Here is a 20,970-nt window from a genome sequence, read left to right on the forward strand (position 1 = left end):
GCCCACCGCAACCTCTGAAGAACGTGGCATTGCGACCCATCGAAAGGTGGACCACATGCTGAGGCGCAATCATCTGCTGCGACGAATCTTCACGATCTTCGCGGTCGTGTTCACCGTCATGATCGCCACCCCCACGGTGGCGTACGGGCAGACCTACGGTTTCGACCAGGCGTGCAACGAATTACACGACTCCCTCGACGGTCTCGGCATACCGGGCGTCTCGCTCGGCGACGCCGCCTCCGCCGCGTGCAAGGCCGGCAATGTCGCCACCCACCCGGGTGACGCCGCCGCCGCCATACGCGACAAGGCGTGGGACTCCACCTTCGGCAAGGTCGTCGACTCCCTCATGAACGGCCTCGGCGAGGCCCTGATCCTGGCGCTCACCTTCTGGATGAAGGTGCCCAACGAACGGGTCAGCGACGCCGGAGCGCTGTTCACGAAGATCAACGACTATACGTATCAAGCGCAGATACTCCTGTTGATGGTCTCGGTGATCCTCTCCGGCATGAGACTCGCGCAAGCGCGCCGGGGAGCCGCGGTCAGTGAGGCCGTGGAGTCGTTCCACATGTTCGCGAGAGTGATCTTCAGTTCCTGGATGCTGGGTGCGGTGATCGTGGCCGGCACCCAGGCCTCGGACAAGTTCTCCGAATGGATCATCAGCGACTCCACCCACGGCGACGCCAAGAACCTCGCCGAACTGATGGTGAAAACCTCCAAGCTGCAGGCGTTCTCGCCGGGTCTGGTGCTGATCATCGCCATCGTCGGGTTGCTCGGGGCGCTGGCGCAGATCGTGCTGGCCATCGTGCGGCAGGGGTTGCTGGTGGTGGCGGCGGGCGTGCTGCCGCTGGCCGCGGCGGCCTCCGGGACCAATACGGGTAAGCAGTCGTATCCCAAGCTGCTGGGCTGGATCATCGCCTTCATGCTGTGGAAACCCGTGGCCGCCATCGTCTACATGATCGCGTTCGTGACCGCGGGCAACACCGACGACCTGACGGGCAGTGCGACGCTGCCGGATGCGGATCAGGCGCAGCGCATGCTGGTCGCGCTGGTGCTGTTGTGCAGCACGGCCTTCGTGCTGCCGGCGCTCATGCGACTGGTCACCCCGGCGGTCGCCATCGTCGGTAGTGGTGGTTCCGGTCTGGCCGCGACCACCGGCACCTTGGTCGGTATCGCCGCCCTCGGTGCGGTCGGTTCGCGTGCGGTGGTGCCGCGGGCCGCGGCGGCGGCGCCCGGCTTCGTCGGACCCGGCGGCCGCGGCGGCCGGCGCCCACCCGGCGGCGCCGGCGGGCCCGGTGGCGGCGGCGGGCCCGGTGGCGGCGGTGGTGGTGGCCGTCCGGTACCGCCGCCACGACCCGGCGGCGGAGGCGGCGCGCCCGCTGCCGCGAGTCCTGCGGGCGGAGGCGGTTCCGGCGCAGTACCGTCAGGCGCGTCCCGAGTCGCGAATCGAGTCGCCCAGGTGCGGGCCGCGACAGCAGGGCTGAGCAAGGCCGACGACGCCATGGGCGACGTGGCCGGTGATCGCTGGACCAACCGTTCACCCGACCTGGGCAGGAGCACCATCCCGCGATGACCGTGACCGACACCTACGAGCGCCGCTCGTACGGACTGTGGAACAAACCCCGCAGCGCAGGACTTTTCGGCCTGCGCTGGGGTGAGACCGTGGTCGGATTCGCGGTGGTGATCACCGCGCTGCTGACGGCGCTCATCGCCGGGCCCATGCCCGCGCTGTTCGTCGCCGGCATCGGTCTGGTCGTGATGGTTCCACTGGTGTGGCGGACAGGGGGCCGCTCCGGCTACGAGAACGGATTGATGATGTTCCATTGGTTGCGCGGCCGCAGCAAGGGCGAGCACGTGTACCGGGGCGGCCGGTTCAGCCGGGTACCCGGTGGCGTCACCCGGCTGCCCGGGCTGATGGCGCCCTCGCGGCTCTACGAGGGCATCGATGCCGGTGGGTACACCTTCGGCATGATCCACCTACCCCAATTCGGCCAGTACACAGTGGTATTGCGTGCTTGGCCGCAGGGGCACGAGGCCGTCGACCAGCCGGTCATCGACCGGTGGGTGGCGGCCTGGGGCACCTTCCTCGCCTCGCTCGGGCAGACCTCCGACATCGTCGCCGTGGTGCCGGTCATCGACACCGTGCCGGAGACCGGAAACCGTTTGCTCACCGAGGTTTCCACCATCACCCGGCCCGAGGCGCCCGATCTGGCGCAGCAGGTGATGTACGAGCTGGCGACCGAACTGCCGCAGGAACGCGTGCAGTTGCTGCCGCGCGTGGCCATCACCTTCAAGGCCACCACCGCCGAACGCCGCAAGAATCCCGCGGAGGAGGCGGTCGAGATCGGCCGCCGGCTGCCGGGCATCTGTGCGGCCTTGGCGGAGGCCGGTGTTCGCGCGCAGCCCATGTCGGCCGATGAGGTCATCTCCTTCATCCGGCGCAGCTACGACCCGGCCGCGCAGGCGGATCTGGAAGTGGCGTCGGGCGAACCCGGTGGGCACGGCCTGGATTGGGCCGACGCCGGGCCGGTCTCGCACGAAGAACGCTGGGACCACTTCATTCACGACGGCGGGCGTTCGGTCACCTGGGAGATGGACACCGCCCCCGAGGGCGCGGTGGACGAGCGCGTGCTGCAGCGGCTGCTCGCGCCGAATCCCGAAGTGCCGCGCAAGCGCATCGCCATCGTGTACCGGCCGCACTCGGCCGGCGACGCCGCCCAGATCGTGGACGACGACTACAAGAACGCGCTGGTCGCCCAGCAGAGTGAACGCGGCGTCGTCTCCGCCTCCGCCACGCTGCGCGTGGGCGCCACCCAGCAGGCACGTGAAGAGCAGGCCCGGGGTCACGGTGTGACCCGCTTCGGGGCGCTGGTGACCATCACCGAACCCCTGCGCGGCGATCTGCCGCGCATCGAAGCCATCACCCGCGACCTGTCCACCCAGGCGCGACTCAAGATCCGGCGGTGTTACCGCTACCAGGCGGCGGCCTTCGCGGCCTCGCTCGGCTGCGGGGTGATCCTGCCGGAGCACGCCACCATTCCGAAAGCACTCGCGGGGTGACCGTCCATGGCTCGTGACTTCGAACCACCAGTGCGCGAACGGGATTCAGCGCCCCCGGCCACGCGTCGCGGCAGCCGCCGCGACGCCGCCCCGGAGGCGCCCACCAGCCGCACCCCCGACCCGGACCCGGTCCAACCCCCGGCCTCCCGCGTCGTCCGCGACGAACACCGCCCCCGCCGCGGCACCCTCCCCGACCGCCGCATGCTCCGCCGCGACCCCCCCATCGACTACGCCGCGGACGTAGAAGCCCAAGCCCAAGCGGCCCGCGCCGAAGCCGCGACCGCCCCCGAAGCCCCCAACCCGGGGTCCCCCGCGCGCCCTGACATCGATCCGGCCGTCGCTGAACTTGCCGCGCCCGCACCCACGTACGACGTACCCGCCGCCGAAGGCGCCTCTCCCGCACCCACGTACGGCGCACCCGGCGTCGAAGGCGCCTCTCCCGCATCGACGTACGGCGCACCCGCCGCCGAAGGCACTATGCCGGCCGCCGCATACGACACGGGCGCATTCGCCACGGCTACGCAGCCCGCCGGAGCCGACGCATCGAGCCGCTACGGCACGACCGGCGCCCACGCCATCCCCGCGCTCGAACCCGAGCCGGTCATCGAGCGCCGCAGCCCTTCCCGCTCCGGCGACACCGGCTCCGGTGAAGGCGCCACTCGCGGCGCTCGGCAGTCCGGCGGCGAGGCGCAAGCACCCTCCCTCCCAGACCCCGGCGAAGCCCGGCGACCGCAGCGCGACACCGCCCGGCCCGCGGAAGAGTCCGCCCCCCACGAGTGGAACGAGCCGACGCAGCCGGATGATGCTGTGCCACCGGCTGATTCGGAGTCCGCCCGCCGCGAGGCCTTCATAGCCGAGCGCGCCAGGAAGCTCTCCCGCCGATCCACCGACCCCGAACCCCGCCGCCGCCCCGCTGCCCGGGAAACCACCGATGAACCGTCGCCCGCCCCGCGCGGCGCACGGAACCGCATCGTCCCCGACGCCGATCCGGCATCCGCACAACGTGATCCGGCCACCCCTCGTTCCGGCCGCGCATCGACCTCCGCCGGGGCAACCCGCTCCCGAGCCACCCAACCCTCAGCCGACGAACCGCACATCCCATCCCGCCCCGGCGCCCCGGCCCCCCGCCGCACCGCCGCCGAGATGGCCGAGGACGCCCGCAAACGCGGCGCCGCCCTGGACGATTCGGAAGCCGCAGTCCGCGAGGCCTACATCGCCGAACGCGCCCGCAAGTCCGCGCGCCCGCGCCCCGAATCCGGTGTGCCGCACCCCGACCACGCGGAACCGGCCGAAGGCGCGCCGACCGGTCGTGCCGCACGAAGCACCGGCGAACACACCGACCCTGACACCGCCATGGGCGTCGGCGAGGAGTCGTCGGCCGAGATGCCGCAGCGCGAGGCATACCTAGCGGAGCGCGCCCGGAAGTCCGCCGCGGGTGTGCAGCCCGAATCCGACGTGCACCGTGCGCAGTCCGAGCAGAGCCCGGCGATTGCCGATCCGGCCGCAGCCTCATCGAGTGCGCGCGCCGGTCGAAGTGCCGGAGCGCCCGCAGCCGACTCCGCCGATATTGCTTCGACTTTCGAGGTAGAGACCACTTCCCGCCGTGGGCAATCCGAGCCGGGCGCCGAATCGTTCGTCGAGGCGGCCGTTGCCGTAGGGGGCCGCCATCCCGCAGGAAGCGGCGATGAGCACGCAGGCCCTGACGCTGTAGCAGCTGCCGGCGTCGGTGTGGAGTCGTCGGCTGAGACGGCGCAGCGCGAGGTGCGCCCTGGTCGAAGTGCCGAAGTGCCGGAGGCCGATTCGGCTGCTGCCGCCAACTCCGGCGCAGTGGGCTCCGAGAATGCGAAGCAGCGGCCGAGTGCGCAAGGCATGCTCGAGCTGGAGGCCGGGCGGGGGAGTGCCACGCCGGCTGAATCCGTTCCGGGGCAGGCTCTCGGCGTCGATGCGGTCGCCGGTTACGAAGTGGCCGGGGAGTCTGTGTCCAGTGCTGATGCGCTGCAGGCCGCTCTGACTTGGGATCTCGGCGAGCAGCCCGATGCGGCGGCTCCTGCGGGTGGGGCGGTGCGGGCGCGCCGGGAACGTCCGGGCGGGTCGGAGGACCGTAAGCAGGTGCGGCGTGCCGGGCCTGGCGGTGAACGGCCGCGCGGGGCGGAACGGGGCGAAGGGGAACTCATGGACCGAGAACGCACGCGCATGGCGGCCGAGGGCGGCGAGCGCGGGACTGCCGGTAGGGAATTGGCGCGGCTCGGGGAGACCGGCGTGCCGGGGGGTGAGGCTGCGCCGTCCGAGGAGCGTCGTCGTGGCGGTCGGATCGCCGGGGTCTTCGGGCGCGGGCGGCGGGCCGCGGAGGCGGAGGCCGATCGCGAAAACTCCGGTGCGAGTGGCGGCCTCGACGGCGACCGGCACGGTGGCCGCGATGCTGCCGGGCGCAAGCGCCGGCAGGCCGAGGCCGAGCGCGGGGGCGCGCGCCGAGCCGCTGAGGCCGATGTCGATCACGAAAATCACAGTGCGAGGCCTGAACTCGAGGCCGAGCGACGCGGCGGGGCTGCCGGCCGCGAACGCCACCGGGCGGAGGTCGAGGGTGGACGCGCGCGCCGGCCTGCCGGTGGCGATCCGGGCCGCGGACAGCGCCGGCCCGCACAGCCGGATCCGAGGCTCGGATCGCACGGCGCCGAGGATGTCGCCCGCGAGTACCGCGCTGCGGCGGGTGATCTCGGCGAGGATTACCGCGGCACGGGTGGGGACCTCGCTCGTGCGCGTCGTGAGGGCGCGCAGGACCTCGCTCGCGTGCGTCGAGGTGAAGGGGAGGGCGGCCGTGTCCGCCGCAGCCCCGACAGCGAACCGGAACGCGAGCGTCGTGGCGCCGAGGGTGAACCGCGGCGCGAGCGTCGCGGCGCTGACGGAGACGTCGCCCGCACGCGCCGCACTGCCGAAGCCGATCTTGTTCGCGAGCGTCGTGGCGCCGAGGGGGATCCGGTTCGCGAGCGTCGTAGCGCCGAGATGGACCTCGGTCGTGAGAGTCGCGGTCCCGAAGCCGACCTCGGCCATGATCGTCGTGGCGCCGACGGGGATCTCCCGCGCGGGCGGCGTGGTGCGGAGTTGGATGCTCGGCGTGAACTGCCCGGCGCTGACGCCGATCTCGGCCAGGCGCTTCTCGAGGGCGAGGTCGTTCGGGAGCGGCGGGAAGGGGAAAGGGCGCGGCGGGCGCCGTATCAGCATGTCGAGGGGGAGGATCCTCGGCGGGAACGGCGTGCGGGTGGCGCTGCGCGAGAAGGGCAGCGGGGGAAGGGATCTGACGGCCGGGTGCGCGGTGGTGACGGCGGGCGGCTGAATGCGGGCGTGCGCGGCTCGGCGGCCGGGCGTAGCCGGCGCAGGGCCGAAGGTGAGCCGGGGGAGCGGGTTCGGAGTCGGTCTGTGCGGGGTGAGCGGGAAGAAGTGCAGGCTCGGGGCGGGAAGCGTGGGGGGAAGCGGGACAAGGTCGCCGATCGGGAGGCTTCGAAGAAGGCCGCGGCGCGGCGGCAGGCCGCGCGGAAGAAGCAGCCGGGGCCGAAGCTGCTGGATGATGCGGCGCGGGCTCGGTTCGAGGTCACCGCTCGGGAGGGGAACGGGCTGCGGGCGGCCTGGGCCACCTTCCGGTTGCACACGGATGATCTGCGACGGCGGAACTTCGCGGCGCGTGCGGAGCGCATGGAGTACGGGAGCTTCGACGAATTCGACCGTACGACAGCGCAACTCACCGATCGCGGTTACATCGGTGCGGGCGGCGGGCGGATGAACGTCGTCGGGCGGCCTGTCGAGTATCGCGCCACTACGGCGCAGGTGGCGGGGTTGTGGCCGTGGTCGGTCGGCGCGGGTGCGCCGCTGATCGGTACACCGCTCGGCTCGCATCTGCACACGGGTGCGCCGGTGTGCTTCGACCCGATGAACTGGTTCATGCGCGGCAGCTTCATCACCGCGCCGAGCCTTTTCGTGCTGGGCCTCAATGGTTTCGGTAAATCCTCGCTGGTGCGCCGCATCGTCCTCGGCGGTGTCGCACAGGGCATCACGCCGCTGATCCTCGCCGACGTCAAGCCCGACTACCGCAAACTGGTGGAGCTGGTCGGCGGTCAGGTCATCGACCTGGGTTACGGCCACGGCAAACTGAATCCGCTCGCCGCCGGCGTGCTCGGTTCCATCGTGCCGCTGCTCGACGATATGCCCGAGCTGCAGGTCCAGGTGGTCCAGGAGCTCCGCGCCCGCCAGGTCACCCTGGTGGCCGGTCTGGTGGAACTGGTGCGTGGCGCCCGCGTCCGCGACTTCGAGGAAACCCTCATCGCCACCGGCCTGCGCATCCTCTACCGCGACGGCAGCGGCTTCACCCCGGATCACCCGCCTATCCTGGAGGATCTGCTCACCGTCGTGGTCGCGGGCGGCGACGAACTGCAACTCGACGCCGGCGCCGACAATTCGGAGGAATTCCAGAACGCCATCAAGGGCCTGCGCCGCTCCTTGCGCGCCCTCACCCAGGGCCCGTTCGGCGCGGTCTTCAACGGCCACACCACGACTCCCATCGACACCGCCGCCACTGCGGTGTGCATCGACGTTTCACATATCCCGCAGGGCGACAAGAAGCTGAAGGCCGCCGTCATGCTGGCCTGCTGGGCCGACGGTTTCGCCTCGGTGGAGGCCGCGCACGTGCTGGCGGACGCGAATCTCGGCCCGCAGCGCTACTTCCAGGTGGTCATGGACGAGTTGTGGCAGGTCCTCGGTCTCGGCGACTTCATGGTCGACCGCGTGGACGAGCTCACCCGACTGCAGCGCGGCATCGCCACCTCGCTGATCATGATCAGTCACACCATCAAGGACCTCCAGTCGCTGGGTTCCGAGGCGGCCATCGCCAAGGCGCTCGGCTTCCTGGAACGCGCCCGCGCCAAGATCTTCGGCGCGCTGCCGGCCGAGGAGATCCAGCGCCTCGATTCCACGATCCCGTTCACCTCCGCGGAGGAGGAGATGGTGACCAGCTGGTCCGCACCGCAGGCCCTCACCGGTGAGGCGCTCAAACCCGGACAACAGCGCCCGCCCGCGCCGGGAACCGGTAAGTTCCTGCTGAAGATCGGTGAGGACCGGCGCCCGGGAATCCCGTTCCATATGGAGTTCACGCCCTCGGAGAAGGAGAGCGGAATCCACGACACCAACCAGCGTTTCAGCGAATTCACCGAGACCACGGCCCGCCGCGGCACGGACGAGGGGAGCGCCGCATGATGCCGCATCGGTCGTACCGCAGAGTCTCGCCGGAGGTCCGGCAGGCCGCGGTGGAACAGGTCATCTCACTGACCGCGAAGATGCGCTCGGAATCCGAGGCGTGCCGCGTGGTCGCCGATCAGATTGGCGTGCACACCAATTCGGTGCGCAACTGGGTCCGCGCCGCGGAAAGCCCGGGCCTGGAACGCATGGACGCCATCGCCCTGCGGCGCAAGGTGGCATTGCTGCAACAGCAGCTGGCCGCCGCCGCCGAAATGAACCGTAGCCTGGTGGAAACCCTCAACGACGCCAAGCGCGCCACATGAGGCCGGGTCACGAAACTGACCACACCGAACACGCCGGTCCGGGAAAACCGCTGGCATGGCCCCGATACCGGCTGCAGCGACTAGCCTGGAGGGGTGGTCCCGGGCTGCGCCGCCGGCGCGGACCGCACGGTACGGCTCCGGCGGTGAAACCTGCGATCCAGGTGGTGATGCTGGTGGTGAGCGTCGCGATGCTGGCCACCGCATGTGGCGGCAGCAGTAGCAGCGGCTCGAATCAGGATGCCGGTCAGTCGCCCACATCCACCACGCGCTTGCTGGAGAATGCCCCCGCCCCGGATCCCACCACCCCCGACGGTGTCGCGGTCGCGGCCTTGGGCGCGATCTACACCTGGTATCCCGCCACCGAGAATCAGGGCGCCTCGCTCGCGCGTGCCCGGAAATGGCTGGGTCCCACCCTGATCCGTACACTGGATGCACCACCCAGCGTCACGGAGACACCGAGACCGACAGTGCAATGGGCCGATTGGGGTAAGGCGAACGCGCACGTGGAGGCATTCGCGTTCGCATCCGGCGAGAAAGCGCCCGGCTCGGACGCGAATCGGCAGCAGTACAAGATCGGTATCGAGCAGACGGTCGTATACCCGGACGGCAAACGTGCACCGTTGCCGCCGACCACGGTCGTGGCCACTGTCGTGCACGTCAACGGCAGCTGGCTGCTGGACGAATTCCGTTGAGCGGCAACGACACACAGGTCATCCCAGGAGGCTAGAGATGGCGAAGAAACCCCCGGTGAAGGACCCGGCCGATCCGGGTCCGGACACCACCCTGCACCTCATCTACGCGGCTTTCGCGTTCTTCGGAACACTGTGGGTCTCGGTCCAGCTGGGCAATCTGCTGTCCTCCCCGCGTCAGACGCTGCCGATCAATCCGATCGCCATCAGCATCAATATGGCCAAGGGGAATCTGCACTGGCCGGCCGCGTCCACCTTCATCGTGATCCTCATCGTGCTCGCGGGCATCGCGTGGATGATGGTCCGCCGCGAGCTGAAGAAGCGCGCGGGCAAGGGCCGACTAGCCGTGGACGACAAGGCCGATTACATGGGCAGCGGCGGCGCCATCAAACGCCTCACCGAGGACGGCGCCCGCGAGAAGGCTGCCCAGATCGGCATGCGGCTGGGCCGCGAGGACATGCCCGGCGTACCCATCGGCGTCTCGGTCGCGGACGGGACGCCACTTTACGGCTCCTACGAAGACCTGCAGGTCGACATCTGGGGACCCCGGCAGGGTAAGACCACCTCCCGGGTGATCCCGGCGATCCTGTCCGCCATCGGTCCGGTGCTGGCCACCTCGAACAAGCGCGACGTCGTCGACGCCACCCGCGATGTCCGCGAGCAGAAAGGCAGCCGCACCTTCGTCTTCGACCCGCAGGGCGTCGCCGGTGAGGCGCCGACCTGGTACTGGGATCCGCTGGACTGGGTGAATCCGCGCCGCGAAGGCTACGACGCGCGCGCCGCGAGCCTGGCCGGGCATTTCGCCGATGGTATGGACGGCAATGCGAGCGGCGGTTCCACCGACTCGTACTTCGAGCAGGAGGCCGAGGATCTGCTGGCCGCTCTGTTCCTCGCCGCCGCGGTCGGCAACTTCCCGATCACTCAGGTCTGGGACTGGGTCACCAATCCCCTCGACACCGAACCGGTCGAAATCCTGCGCCGCGCCGAGGATGTCCCGAGCGAACTGCGCGGCGGCTACCACTTCGTGGCCTCCGGGCTCGCGCAGCAGTACAACGTCGATCCGCGTACGGTGAGCGGCATTTTCGGCACCGCGAAGAAGATGATCCGCTGCCTCAAGCTCACCACCGTGCACCCGTGGGTCACCCCGCCGCGCACCGGTGAGAGTGGCCGCGTCCAGTTCGACGAACTGGACTTCATCGAGCGCAACGGCACCCTGTACCTGCTGTCCCTGGAGGGCCGTGGTTCGGCCGGCCCGCTGGTGAGCGCGTTCATCGAGGCCGTCATCGATGTCTCGATCCGCAAGGCGTCGCAATCGCCCAAGGGCCGTTTGCCCATTCCGCTGCTGGCCGTCCTGGACGAGGCGGCGAACGTGGTGCGCTGGAAGGATCTGCCGAAGCACTACAGCCACTTCGGATCTCGCGGCATCGTCGTCATGACCGTGCTCCAGTCCTGGACCCAGGGCGCCCGCTGCTGGGGTGTGGACGGCATGGAAGCCCTCTGGGCGGCAGCGAATATCAAGGTGCTGGGCAGCGGCGTCGACGATATGAAGTTCCTGCAGGACCGCTCCGAAGCCATCGGCGAATACGACTCGATCTCGCAGTCGGTGTCGGAATCCAAGGGCGGCAAGAGCTATTCGCGCTCGCTCGGCTCCTCGAAGACCTTCAGCGTGAACGCGCTCGTCTCCCTGCCCCGCGGCCGCGCCATCGTGTTCTCCTCCGCCACCCCGCCGGTGCTGATCCGCACCGTACCGTGGTGGGAGGGCGAATACGCTGCGGCAGTGGAGAAGTCGATCAACGCGCACGATCCGGCCCCGTACAAGCGGACCGAGATGAGTGATCTCGTCAACGAGCGCATCACGTTCGACAAGCCGTCCGGCACATATAACGACGCTGGAACAATCGAGGAGGTCCGGCCGCTGTGAGTGAGCAGCAGCAACAACCGATGGTCTACACCAGCGTGGTGGAGTTCGTGGAGAACTACCTGAGTCTGGTGTACCGGCGTCAGGTGACCGATATCAGCGACACCGTGTGGTGCCCCGAATGGTGGAAGCACGCGGAGGCCGTGGCCCGGCTGGATGCCATGTGGCGGGCGTGGGAACACTACCGCCACGACGGCAAAACCGGTCTGAGCGTTTGGTTTCTGGATCACGCGGACCCGCACATGGCGAAGCTGTTCGACCCCAAGGGTCCGTTCAAGTACTGCAGTGTCCGCAACGGGCACAAGGACATGCTGACGCCGCTACCGTTGAAGTCGCCGCAGCACGGACTGTTCAGTGACCCCTACGGGGATCCGGCCGGAGAATTCCGGAGCTGAAACGCGAGGCTCCCGGGCTGTGGCGGACCGTAAATCGGTTGCGGTTCGCCACAATCCGGGAGACGCTGTGCGTAATGGGTAATCAGCGTGTAGCGAGATTCAGCTGAGGGTGCGAACCCGTTCGCGCGCACGGGCTTCCATCTCACGAGCGCGCCGCCGTTCGGCGACGACCTCCTGCTCGCGGGCGCGCGTTGCTTCTTCCGGCGACTGAGCCTGCCCGACTTCCAGCAGCATTCGCACGGCAGCGAGTTCCGGAGCGATGCCCATGCGGGAAAGGTGCTGGGCGAGAGCGGTTCGGCGTTCCACCGAATCATGGCGCACGAGAGCCTTGTTCATCGCGGACTGCGTAGCGGCCATTCGAGTGGCTTCGGCTTGCGCGGCGAATCGGTCCTTCTCGAGGGAAACGCCCTTGTCGAGCGGGGGCTTCTCGATCATGCGCGCGAGTTCGAGATTGCGCGGGTCCTTGGCCTTCGCATCGGCAGCGTCGCGAAGCTGACGTTCGCGTGCCTGCTTCTGCTGGGCCTCGGTGACCTTGACGCGTGCTTCCGCTTCCTTCTGGCCACGTTCCCGGGTGCGCAGCGCGACAAGCGTCGCAAGCTGCAACATTTGCCTCATCATCGCCGCTGTCTCGCGGCCGATGTCGTCGAGTTCCTCGGCCATTGCCTGCTCCCCGATGCTGCAGTGATCACTATGGATGATTGTGGTGCTTCGTCACGAACATCGCCACACGAACGGTGGTTCGCTTGACGACATCCCGCCTGCAAACGTGACACCGGGAGAACTCGGGCGTAGTACCGGCCGGTTGGGGGGTTGCCCACGGGGCCTTTACTACGCCTTTGGTACTCCGTTCTACGAGGTTACCAGCGAAAACTCGGAGACCGCCTGACGCGCGCGTCGCGATACAGCATATATCGCACAATTCCGGCACGAGAGCGAAAACTCAGGATTTTCTTTGGTTAGGAATGCCTTACATCGGAGGACTTCAGGGGGCTTCCGAGGTTTAGAACGCGAAAGCGCCGGAAAAGGATCGGTCCCGGCGCCATTGGAGACGCCGGGACCGAAAGATCATGCTGGTCAGTTGATTTGGACGGCTGAGATGTTCACGTCCAGGGCCGGCTTACCGTCCTGGCCGCCGCCCTGCACACCCGCCTTCGCGATCTTGTCGAGAGTGGCCAGACCGGCGTCGTCGATGGTGCCGAAGATCGTATACTGCGGCGGCAGCTGCGAGTCGCCGTAGACCAGGAAGAACTGGCTGCCGTTGGTGCCCTTGCCGTCGGTCTGATCCGGACCGGCGTTGGCCATGGCGAGCACGCCGCGCTTGTAGGCGACCGGGTACTGGGCGGCCTGATCGGTCGGTGCGTACTGGTCAGTCGGGTACTCGTTGTCGAACTGGTAACCCGGCCCGCCCGTTCCGGCGCCCGTCGGGTCACCGCACTGCAGCACCTTCAAGCCCTTGCTAGTGGTCATGCGGTGGCAGCTGGTGTTGTCGAAGAACTTCTGGTTCGCCAGGCTCTCGAAAGAGTTGACGGTGCAAGGGGATTCACCCGGATTCAAGGTGATCGGAATCGCGCCCTGGCTGGTGTCGATGGTGGCCTTCACCTGACCGGCGGTCGAGATATTGTCCGTGCCCGGCTTGCTCACCGGCTTCGAGGCCGGGGCCTTCGCATCGCGGTACTCGCAGCTCACCGAGGCCGGCTTCGCCTTGGCGGCCGGCGGGGGCGCGGAGGACAGCGAGGCGTCGGGGGAGGTGGTCGACGCGGCAGCGGTACTGCTGTTGTCATCGCTCTTGGTCAGGAAGTAGATGCCGACACCCGCCGCAACCGCGACCACCACACCCAGGGCCGACGCCCCGATAGTCAGCTGCTTGCGCCTGCGCGTCGCCTTTGCCCGATTGGCAAGTTGGCGCTCCAGCTTCCGTTGCGCCGTAGCGCGTCGCTGCTCATTGGTCGGCACTAGCCAGTTCCCTCCGTATCGGTTGCCATCGCGGTAAGAGTGTGCCATCACTTCCTGAGACGTTCCTCTATAACCGCCACCATAAGGTTCGCGGCCCGCCCCGGTTCTGGACCGAGTGGAGCGGGGGAGCGCAGCGGAGGAGCGGAGGGAGGGAAGAATCGGGGTCACGAGGGCCGCGAACAGCCGGAGCGAAGCGGAGGCAATTAGGCAGAGCGGCGGGCCGTGGTGAAAACTGAACATCGTGACCAAGACCAGCAGCTTCAGTGCCCCGAGGGGAGTCCCCGACTACCTGCCGCCCGAGTCCGCGGAGTTCGTCGCCGTCCGGGACGGCCTGGTGAACACCGCGCGACTGGCCGGATACGGGCATATCGAGCTGCCGGTTTTCGAAGAGACCGCCCTGTTCGCCCGCGGCGTCGGCGAATCCACCGACGTCGTCTCCAAGGAGATGTGGACCTTTCCCGACCGCAACGGCGAAAGCTTCACACTGCGGCCCGAAGGCACCGCCGGCGTCATGCGCGCCGTCATCGAACACGGCCTCGACCGGGGCGCCCTGCCCGTCAAGCTCTGCTACGCCGGACCCTTCTTCCGCTACGAACGACCGCAGAAGGGCCGCTACCGGCAGCTGCAGCAGGTCGGCATCGAGGCCATCGGCATCGACGACCCGGCCCTCGACGCCGAGGTCATCGCCGTCGCGGACGCCGGATTCCGCGGACTCGGGCTGGACGGCTTCCGGCTCGAGATCACCTCGCTCGGCGACGAGACCTGCCGGCCGCAGTACCGGGAACTGTTGCAGGAGTTCCTCTTCAAGCTCCCGCTCGACGAGGAGACCCGCCGCCGCGCCGAGATCAACCCGCTGCGCGTGCTCGACGACAAGCGGGGCGAGGTCAAGGCCCTGACCGCCGACGCGCCGCTCATGATCGATCACCTGTCCGAGTCGGCCAAGGCGCACTTCGACCAGGTCCTCGGCCACCTCGACGCCCTGGGCGTGCCCTACGTGGTGAACCCGCGCATGGTCCGCGGCCTGGACTACTACACCAAGACCACCTTCGAATTCGTGCACGACGGTCTCGGCGCCCAGTCCGGTATCGGCGGCGGCGGCCGCTACGACGGCCTGATGACCGAACTCGGCGGACAAGCCCTGTCCGGCATCGGTTTCGGCCTCGGCGTGGACCGCACCGTCCTCGCCCTCGAAGCCGAGGGCAAGACCGCCACCGACGGCTCCCGCGTCGACGTCTACGGCGTCCCGCTCGGCGACCTCGCCAAGCAGCGCCTCGTCGCCCTGGCCGGGCAGCTGCGGGCCGCGGGCATTCGCACGGATCTCGCCTACGGCGGTCGCGGCGTCAAGGGCGCCATGAAGGCGGCCGACAAGTCCGGCGCCCGCGTCGCCCTCGTCCTCGGCGACCGCGAAGTGGCCGACAACGAAATCGCCCTCAAGGACCTCCGCACCGGCGACCAGCGCCAGATCCCCCTCGACGAAGCGGTCGCCCAGGTCGCGGCCGCCCTTGCGAGCGAACAGGATTGACGCCTGCCGCCCGGACCCGGACGGCTGCTCGCCGCCCGGGTCCGGGCGCGTGAATCGCGAATAAGGATGGGTCGGAGGCGAAGTGCGGCCGGGCGGGGGACCGGGCTGGTAGCGTCCCGGGCCGTGCTTGGAACGGGTTATCGGCGGCGGGTGGGGCGCCTGGACGTGAATGTGGAAGTACGTAGCCGTGACTGAACCTTCGAAGCCCGGGCCCGCCGCCGAGGTGGGGCTCGACCTCATCGCGCCCGAGATGCTGGCGCCCGCGCTGCGGCGGCTGACGCTGGCCGCGATCGGGGTGGGGGTCGGGATCGGGTTGCTGCTGGCACTGGTGGTGCACTGGACCATCGCGCTGGCGGCGGCGATCGTGCTCGGGGCGCCCACCGCGTTGTACGCGATGGCGGTGCAGCGGCGGCGGATTCGGCTGGCGGGCACCGAACTTCGGACGCGGACCTGGCGCGGGGAGCGGCGGCTGAATCTGGCCGAGGCCACCGGGATGGAGATCGTGGTGCATCCGGGGAAGCTCAGCCGGATCGTGCTGCGGGTGACCGCGGGGCCGGAGACCCGGGTGGTGCCGCTGGCCATGTACACCGACTCCGGGAGCGGACGCGAACTGCACATTCTCGGGCTGCGCAAACTCGCCGACGGGCTGGCCTCGTGTCCGCTCGCGGCGGCGCTGGCCATCTCCGGGATGCTCGTGCAGCAGTTGCGCGCCGAGGCCCGCGACGCCAATGCCGAGGAACGGCCGCTCTATCGGGCCGTCCAGTTGGTGCGGGTGCGCGATGTGGTCTCCGCGATCGTGCTCAGCGACAGCGATATCGCCGAACTGGCCCGCTGACGACCGCGCGCCCATAGCGACCGCTTATCAAGATGTGAGCCCCGCTACGGTGCGGAGCCGTCCGTGGATGGGCGGCTGTCTCGTTGCTCACGACGGCTGGGAAGGGGAGGTGACGGCTCGATAGGGTGGAAATCGAGTGAACGACCACCTAAGGAGTCAGTCGTGAGCAGTGCCGCCCGACCCGTGACCGTCACCGTGACCGGCGCCGCCGGACAGATCGCCTACGGGCTGCTGTTCCGCATCGCCTCCGGTGCACTGCTCGGGAGCGACACTCCGATCCGATTGCGGCTGTTGGAGATTCCCGCCGCCGTCGCCTCCCTCGAAGGCGTCGCCATGGAGCTCGAGGACGGCGCCTTCCCGCTGCTGTCCGGTATCGATATCGCCGACGACCCGTGGGTCGGGTTCGACGGCGCGAACATCGCGATTCTGGTCGGTGCGCGGCCGCGTACCGCGGGTATGGAACGCGCCGATCTGCTCGCCGCCAACGGGCCCATCTTCACCGATCAGGGCGCGGCCATCAATGCCAATGCCGCCGACGATGTCAAGGTGCTCGTGGTGGGTAATCCGGCCAATACCAATGCCTACATCGCCATGAGCAATGCGCCCGACGTCCCCGCGGCGCGTTTCACCGCGCTCACCCGGCTCGACCACAATCGCGCGAATGCGCAGGTGGCCGAGAAGACCGGGGCGGCCGCGGCCGATATCCACCGGATCGCCGTGTGGGGCAACCACTCCGCCACGCAGTACCCGGACCTGAGCTATGCCACCGTGGACGGTCGTCCCGCCCTCGAGGTGATCGGCGATCAGGGCTGGGTGACAGACGATTTCATTCCGACCGTGCAGCAGCGCGGGACCGCCATCATCAAGGCGCGCGGCGCGTCCTCGGCGGCCAGCGCGGCGAGTGCGGCCATCGACCACATCCACGACTGGGCGTTAGGTACCGCGGCGGGGGAGTGGACCTCCATGGCGGTGCCCTCGGACGGGTCGTACGGCGTGCCGCAGGGGCTCATCAGCTCGTTCCCGGTCACCTGTGCGGACGGCGAGTATCGCATCGTGCAGGGGCTGGAGATCGACGAATTCTCGCGTGGCCGCATCGATCTGAGTGTCGCCGAGCTCGAAGCCGAGCGTGATGCGGTGATCGCGCTCGGCTTTGCGAAGCAAGTCTGATCGGCCGAGGAAGCAGGTCTGATCAGCTGAGCTTGGCGATCACGTTCTCGCCGTACCAGTTCAGCTTGACGATCTTCTCCTCGAGGGTTTCCGTATCGTGCTCCTTGGCGTAGGAGTTGCGGAAGCCCACGATCAGGTCGGTGATGCCCTTCTCCTCGAGCCGCTTCACCCCGTCCGGGGTGTAGCCGTCGCGGGAGACGGCGTGGATCTCGAATTCGCCGGGATTGTCGCGCTCCTTGCGCAATTCGTCGATCCGGGCCAGGTACTTGTCCAGGTCGTCGCCCTTGCCGCCGGCGTGCATCCAGCCGTCGCACAGCCGGACCGCGCGGCGCAGCGCGGCATCGCTGTGGCCGCCGAGCAGGATCGGCAGCGGTTCGGTGGGCGCGGGGGTGAGCTTGATCTTCGGGATGTCGTAGAACTCGCCGTGGTACTCGAAGTACTCGCCGGTGGACAGGCCGCGCACGATCTCGATGCACTCGTCGATGCGCTTGCCGCGCTTCTCGAACGGGACGCCCATCATCTGGAAATCCTCCGGCCACGGGCTGATGCCCACGCCGAGCGCGAAACGGTTGTTGCTCAAGCGGGCCAGTGAGCTCGCCTGCTTGGCCACCAGCACCGGCGGGCGGATGGGCAGTTTGAGAACAAAGGGCGTCAGCCGCAGGGTGGTGGTGGCCGCCGCGATGGCCGCCGACAGCACGAAGGTCTCGATGAACGGCTTGCCGTCCAGGAAGTCGCGATTGCCGTCCGGCGTATACGGGTACTTGGAGTCGGATTCGGCCGGGTAGGCGATGCTGTCGGCGATGGTGATGCTGTGGAACCCGGCGGCCTCGGCGGCTTGGGCGAGGGGGATGTAGTAGTCCGGATCGGTCATCGCCTCCGCATAGGTGAAGCGCATCGGGTAGGTCCTCTCGACGGTGAGCAAGGGCGAAAACTAGAACAGATTCTAGTTCTGGCCCTGATGCTAATCCCGGTAACCGAGACCCGCCACGGTTTGGCTTGCTCAGCGGTTCTGGATCTTGTTCTAATCGACGGCATGACGATCGCCATCACCGGCTCCGGGTCCGGCATCGGCGCGGCCACCGCCGCCGCCCTGGCCGCCGCCGGGCACGACATCATCGGCATCGACCTCCGCAATGCCGATATCACCGTCGATCTCACCGACCCCGAGGCCCGCGCGGCCGCCGTCACCGAACTGCTGGAACGCGCCGGCGGCGCGCTCGACGGACTCGTGCTGTGCGCCGGCGTGGGACCCCAGGTACCCGACTTCAACACCATCCTCGAGGTCAACTACCGGGCCACCGTCGCCCTGCTCGACGCGCTCTACCCCGCCCTGCAGAAGGGCGAATCGCCTGCGGCCGTGGTGGTTTCGTCCGTCGCCTCCACCCAGGTCAAATGGGAGGACAACCCGATCGCCAAGGGCGCCGAGGCCGAGTCCTTCCCCCGGGCCGGCGACGCCGCGGGCGCCTTCGCCTACGCCGCCTCCAAGAACGCCGTCACCGTGGCCTGCCGCGAACGCGCGGTGGAATGGGGCAAGGCCGGCGTGCGACTGAACACCGTCGCCCCCGGCAGCGTCGACACCCCGCTGCTGCAAGCGGGAATGGACGATCCCCGCTATGGTGAAGCCATCCGCAACTTCGTGGCGCCCATCGGACGCAACGGCCGCCCGGACGAGATCGCTTCTCTCATCGCGTATCTCCTCGGCCCCCAGGCCGGGTTCATCCACGGCGCCCAATTCGTCATCGACGGAGGCATGGACGCGCAGACGCGCCCGACCACGGTGTAACCCACTGCGGCACAGCGCATCCGCGCCGGAAACGGTGGTCGGGCCCGCGAGGTGTACAACTCGTGCTCGACCCCACTCGATGCCGCGGTGATCGGGGTACCCGTCCCGATCACCGCGGCATCACTATGTGTGCGTCGCGCGAATACCGCTGCGGCACAGTCCGATCGGCGGATCAGGCCTGGTCGGACTCGAGGCTGTCGGGATCATCGGGGAGACCGCCGATGACGCCGGGCCCGGAAGCGCCCAGGTTGCCGGTGAGTTCGCTTTCGCCGGACTGATTCTGATACGGCTGCACCGTGCGCGAGTGCTGGGAATCCCCACCGCGCCCGCCCGCACCGGCGCCCGCGCCCGGGGAACCCATGAAGCCCTGGGAACCGGGGCCGCCCGCGCCGGGCAGGCCCGCGATGCCGGCACCGAAGGGGTTCGCGGAACCGGGCGCCTTACCGCCGGGGACGGACTGACCCGGCCCGCCGGGAGTCGACGGGACGCCACCCAAGCCGCCACCGCCGAGACCACCGCCACCGCCGAGACCGCCGCCGCCCCCGCCACCGGCTCCGCCGTCACCGAGGCCCGCGGCCATCGTGTCGGGTGCGCCGCCCGGGGTCGGGCCCGCGGGATTGCCGGGGCCGGACTGGTTCACGGCCTGCATGCCGCTGTCCAGCAGACCCTTGGCCTGGTCGAGGATGGGCTGGCCGACATTCTGGGCCAGCGACTGGGCCACATCGGCGGGGTTGGGGCCGTTGCCCTGGCCGAGCAGCTGCGCCACCAGGCCGTTGACTTGGGCTGTGTAGCCGGACAATTCGCCGCGGGTCACATTCACGACCGAGACGGCGGAGGCCAGATGCTCGGTCGCGGAGGTGATCAGCGCGGTCTGGCCCGGGGGCGTGAGGGCCACCGGAGCCAGCGCCGTCGCCTGGGCCGCGAAGGATTGCGCGATGGCGGTGAGCTGGATATTGCCGCGCTGTACGACTCCGGCCGCCTGCTCGGTCAGCGACGAGAGGTCGAAACCGCGCTGGCTGGTCTCCTGGCCGTGATTCTGCGCTTGGACGCCGGAATCTTGGGCGCTCTGCGAAGCCTTGCCCTGCCACAGTCCTTCGACGGTCTTCAGCGCGCCGCCGCCGACCTGCACCGCACCCTCGATGAACTTGGATCCCTGGCTGAGCAGGGTGGCGGGGTTGAGCGCGCCCATCACACCGGTACCGAAGCTGTTGATCAGGTCCAGGAACGGCTTGAACAAGGCATCGAGGCCGGGAACCGCGGGGAGCGCGAGACCCTTCATGAGGTCACCCACCGGATCGGCGGGCAGCGGCGGCAGCAGGGCCGCGGGGTTGGCGGCCGCACGCGCCAGCGCGGTCTGCGCGGCGACGAAGGCGGCGGGTGCGCTGTCGAGCGCGGCCTGGGCGCCGGAGAGCGCGCCCTGCGCGTCACCCAGTGTCTGCTGGGCGCCCGCGAGCACGCCGTGCGCGGCATCGACCGCGGGGGAGATGGTGCCGCCGAGGACGCTGTCGGCAGCGCCCTGCGGGCCGCCGAGACCCGGTACGCCCCCGGTCAACGGGGTGCCGGTCTGCTCGAATTCCTTGCGCGACAACGTGAATGCGGGTGGCTCGAAGGCCGGCACATCGGCGGGCAGCTGACCGACCGGCAGGTCGGGCAGTGCGCCGGGGGTGGGCACGTACTGCAGACTCGTCGCGGCAGCCGCCGGTGCGGCCGGATACGCGGGTGCGATGACGCCGGCGTCCGGATCGAGGGGGTTCACGCCTCGGCTCCGACCTGTCCGGCGATCCCGTCCAGTCCCCCTGCGAAGCCCGCGTCGGTGGACTCGTAGGTGCCGGCGGATCCGAAGGCGGCCTGGCCCAGCTCGGCGAAGCGGGCGGACAGGGCATTGATATCGCGGTCGTGCAGCAGTTCGGCGACCGCGAAGCTGGCCAGGAAGTCGGCGCCGACGAGGCCGAATACCGGCGTCATGGCGGCGACGTGGGATACGGTGTCGAGATTGCCGGTCGCGGCGATGTCGGTGGCGACGCCGTCCTGCGTGGTGGCGAAGGTTCGGACCGCCGCGGTGTCGACCGAGAGATCGGCCATTTCAGAGCCCCCCTATCGTCGTA

16 protein-coding genes are annotated in these 20,970 nt (G+C 69.2%); 11 read left to right on the forward strand and 5 right to left on the reverse strand.

All coding sequences use genetic code 11. The annotated features are described in order from the left end of the window. Nucleotides 1–55 precede the first annotated feature (55 nt). From ACH438_RS05025 to ACH438_RS05055, 7 genes are all read left to right on the forward strand, one after another. Nucleotides 56–1,570, forward strand: a complete 1,515-nt coding sequence (locus tag ACH438_RS05025) for a hypothetical protein (RefSeq protein WP_397001362.1) — start codon at nucleotides 56–58, stop codon at nucleotides 1,568–1,570. Beyond that, on the forward strand, nucleotides 1,567–3,057 hold the full coding sequence (locus tag ACH438_RS05030) for an SCO6880 family protein (protein WP_397001364.1): 1,491 nt from the start codon (nucleotides 1,567–1,569) through the stop codon (nucleotides 3,055–3,057). Before ACH438_RS05025 ends, ACH438_RS05030 begins: the two co-directional genes overlap by 4 nt. A 6-nt stretch (nucleotides 3,058–3,063) precedes the next feature. Next, nucleotides 3,064–8,298 carry a hypothetical protein gene (locus tag ACH438_RS05035; RefSeq protein ID WP_397001366.1) on the forward strand — a complete coding sequence of 1,745 codons (5,235 nt, stop codon included), beginning with the start codon at nucleotides 3,064–3,066 and terminating at the stop codon, nucleotides 8,296–8,298. Further along, a complete protein-coding gene (locus ACH438_RS05040; RefSeq protein ID WP_397001368.1) occupies nucleotides 8,295–8,603 on the forward strand; it encodes a transposase in 309 nt (102 codons plus the stop codon). The genes ACH438_RS05035 and ACH438_RS05040 overlap by 4 nt, the downstream gene beginning before the upstream one ends. A gap of 143 nt (nucleotides 8,604–8,746) precedes the next feature. After that, nucleotides 8,747–9,295 carry a hypothetical protein gene (locus tag ACH438_RS05045; RefSeq protein WP_397001370.1) on the forward strand — a complete coding sequence of 183 codons (549 nt, stop codon included), beginning with the start codon at nucleotides 8,747–8,749 and terminating at the stop codon, nucleotides 9,293–9,295. Nucleotides 9,296–9,332: 37 nt separating this feature from the next. Next, nucleotides 9,333–11,213 (forward strand): type IV secretory system conjugative DNA transfer family protein, encoded by a 1,881-nt coding sequence (locus tag ACH438_RS05050; protein WP_397001372.1) that lies wholly within the window; start codon nucleotides 9,333–9,335, stop codon nucleotides 11,211–11,213. Beyond that, a complete protein-coding gene (locus tag ACH438_RS05055; protein WP_397001374.1) occupies nucleotides 11,210–11,605 on the forward strand; it encodes a DUF4913 domain-containing protein in 396 nt (131 codons plus the stop codon). The genes ACH438_RS05050 and ACH438_RS05055 overlap by 4 nt, the downstream gene beginning before the upstream one ends. A 99-nt stretch (nucleotides 11,606–11,704) precedes the next feature. Here the strand turns inward: ACH438_RS05055 and ACH438_RS05060 are convergent, their stop codons facing one another. Both ACH438_RS05060 and ACH438_RS05065 read right to left on the reverse strand, forming a co-directional pair. After that, the gene (locus ACH438_RS05060; RefSeq protein ID WP_397001376.1) at nucleotides 11,705–12,265 is read right to left on the reverse strand and encodes a hypothetical protein; all 561 of its coding nucleotides are present in this window, start codon (nucleotides 12,263–12,265) and stop codon (nucleotides 11,705–11,707) included. Between the two features lie 414 nt (nucleotides 12,266–12,679). After that, nucleotides 12,680–13,558: a peptidylprolyl isomerase gene (locus ACH438_RS05065; protein ID WP_397001378.1), complete on the reverse strand. Its 879-nt coding sequence runs from the start codon at nucleotides 13,556–13,558 to the stop codon at nucleotides 12,680–12,682. A 241-nt stretch (nucleotides 13,559–13,799) separates the two neighbouring features. Here ACH438_RS05065 and hisS point away from each other — a divergent pair, with 241 nt between their 5' ends. The 3 genes from hisS to ACH438_RS05080 all read left to right on the forward strand — a co-directional run bounded on the left by hisS (nucleotide 13,800) and on the right by ACH438_RS05080 (nucleotide 17,082). Next, nucleotides 13,800–15,080, forward strand: coding sequence for a histidine--tRNA ligase (gene hisS, locus ACH438_RS05070; RefSeq protein WP_397001380.1), 1,281 nt, complete (start codon nucleotides 13,800–13,802; stop codon nucleotides 15,078–15,080). A gap of 187 nt (nucleotides 15,081–15,267) precedes the next feature. Then, a complete protein-coding gene (locus ACH438_RS05075) occupies nucleotides 15,268–15,915 on the forward strand; it encodes a hypothetical protein (protein ID WP_397001382.1) in 648 nt (215 codons plus the stop codon). A 162-nt stretch (nucleotides 15,916–16,077) separates the two neighbouring features. Beyond that, nucleotides 16,078–17,082 (forward strand): malate dehydrogenase, encoded by a 1,005-nt coding sequence (locus ACH438_RS05080; RefSeq protein WP_397001384.1) that lies wholly within the window; start codon nucleotides 16,078–16,080, stop codon nucleotides 17,080–17,082. Between the two features lie 22 nt (nucleotides 17,083–17,104). Here ACH438_RS05080 and ACH438_RS05085 read toward each other — a convergent pair whose 3' ends face one another. After that, nucleotides 17,105–17,977 (reverse strand): TIGR03619 family F420-dependent LLM class oxidoreductase, encoded by an 873-nt coding sequence (locus tag ACH438_RS05085; protein ID WP_397001386.1) that lies wholly within the window; start codon nucleotides 17,975–17,977, stop codon nucleotides 17,105–17,107. A gap of 138 nt (nucleotides 17,978–18,115) precedes the next feature. Between ACH438_RS05085 and ACH438_RS05090 the strand changes: the two genes are divergently transcribed. Next, nucleotides 18,116–18,865, forward strand: coding sequence for an SDR family oxidoreductase (locus tag ACH438_RS05090; RefSeq protein WP_397001388.1), 750 nt, complete (start codon nucleotides 18,116–18,118; stop codon nucleotides 18,863–18,865). 172 nt (nucleotides 18,866–19,037) lie between these two features. Here the strand turns inward: ACH438_RS05090 and ACH438_RS05095 are convergent, their stop codons facing one another. Both ACH438_RS05095 and ACH438_RS05100 read right to left on the reverse strand, forming a co-directional pair. After that, entirely contained in the window at nucleotides 19,038–20,621 is a 1,584-nt protein-coding gene (locus ACH438_RS05095; RefSeq protein WP_397001390.1) for a hypothetical protein, read from the reverse strand. After that, nucleotides 20,618–20,947, reverse strand: a complete 330-nt coding sequence (locus tag ACH438_RS05100) for a type VII secretion target (RefSeq protein WP_397001392.1) — start codon at nucleotides 20,945–20,947, stop codon at nucleotides 20,618–20,620. Before ACH438_RS05100 ends, ACH438_RS05095 begins: the two co-directional genes overlap by 4 nt. Between the last annotated feature and the right edge of the window lie 23 nt (nucleotides 20,948–20,970).

The organism is Nocardia sp. NPDC020380, from assembly GCF_044386975.1.
Classification (GTDB): domain Bacteria; phylum Actinomycetota; class Actinomycetes; order Mycobacteriales; family Mycobacteriaceae; genus Nocardia.

Excerpts from the sequence above, each read along its gene's own strand:
- ACH438_RS05025 (WP_397001362.1), top strand. The coding sequence starts at position 56 with ATGCTGAGGCGCAATCATCTGCTGCGACGAATCTTCACGATCTTCGCG.
- ACH438_RS05030 (WP_397001364.1), top strand. The coding sequence starts at position 1,567 with ATGACCGTGACCGACACCTACGAGCGCCGCTCGTACGGACTGTGGAAC.
- ACH438_RS05035 (WP_397001366.1), top strand. The coding sequence starts at position 3,064 with ATGGCTCGTGACTTCGAACCACCAGTGCGCGAACGGGATTCAGCGCCC.
- ACH438_RS05040 (WP_397001368.1), top strand. The coding sequence starts at position 8,295 with ATGATGCCGCATCGGTCGTACCGCAGAGTCTCGCCGGAGGTCCGGCAG.
- ACH438_RS05050 (WP_397001372.1), top strand. The coding sequence starts at position 9,333 with ATGGCGAAGAAACCCCCGGTGAAGGACCCGGCCGATCCGGGTCCGGAC.
- ACH438_RS05060 (WP_397001376.1), bottom strand. The coding sequence starts at position 12,265 with ATGGCCGAGGAACTCGACGACATCGGCCGCGAGACAGCGGCGATGATG.
- ACH438_RS05085 (WP_397001386.1), bottom strand. The coding sequence starts at position 17,977 with ATGCGCTTCACCTATGCGGAGGCGATGACCGATCCGGACTACTACATC.
- ACH438_RS05090 (WP_397001388.1), top strand. The coding sequence starts at position 18,116 with ATGACGATCGCCATCACCGGCTCCGGGTCCGGCATCGGCGCGGCCACC.
- ACH438_RS05100 (WP_397001392.1), bottom strand. The coding sequence starts at position 20,947 with ATGGCCGATCTCTCGGTCGACACCGCGGCGGTCCGAACCTTCGCCACC.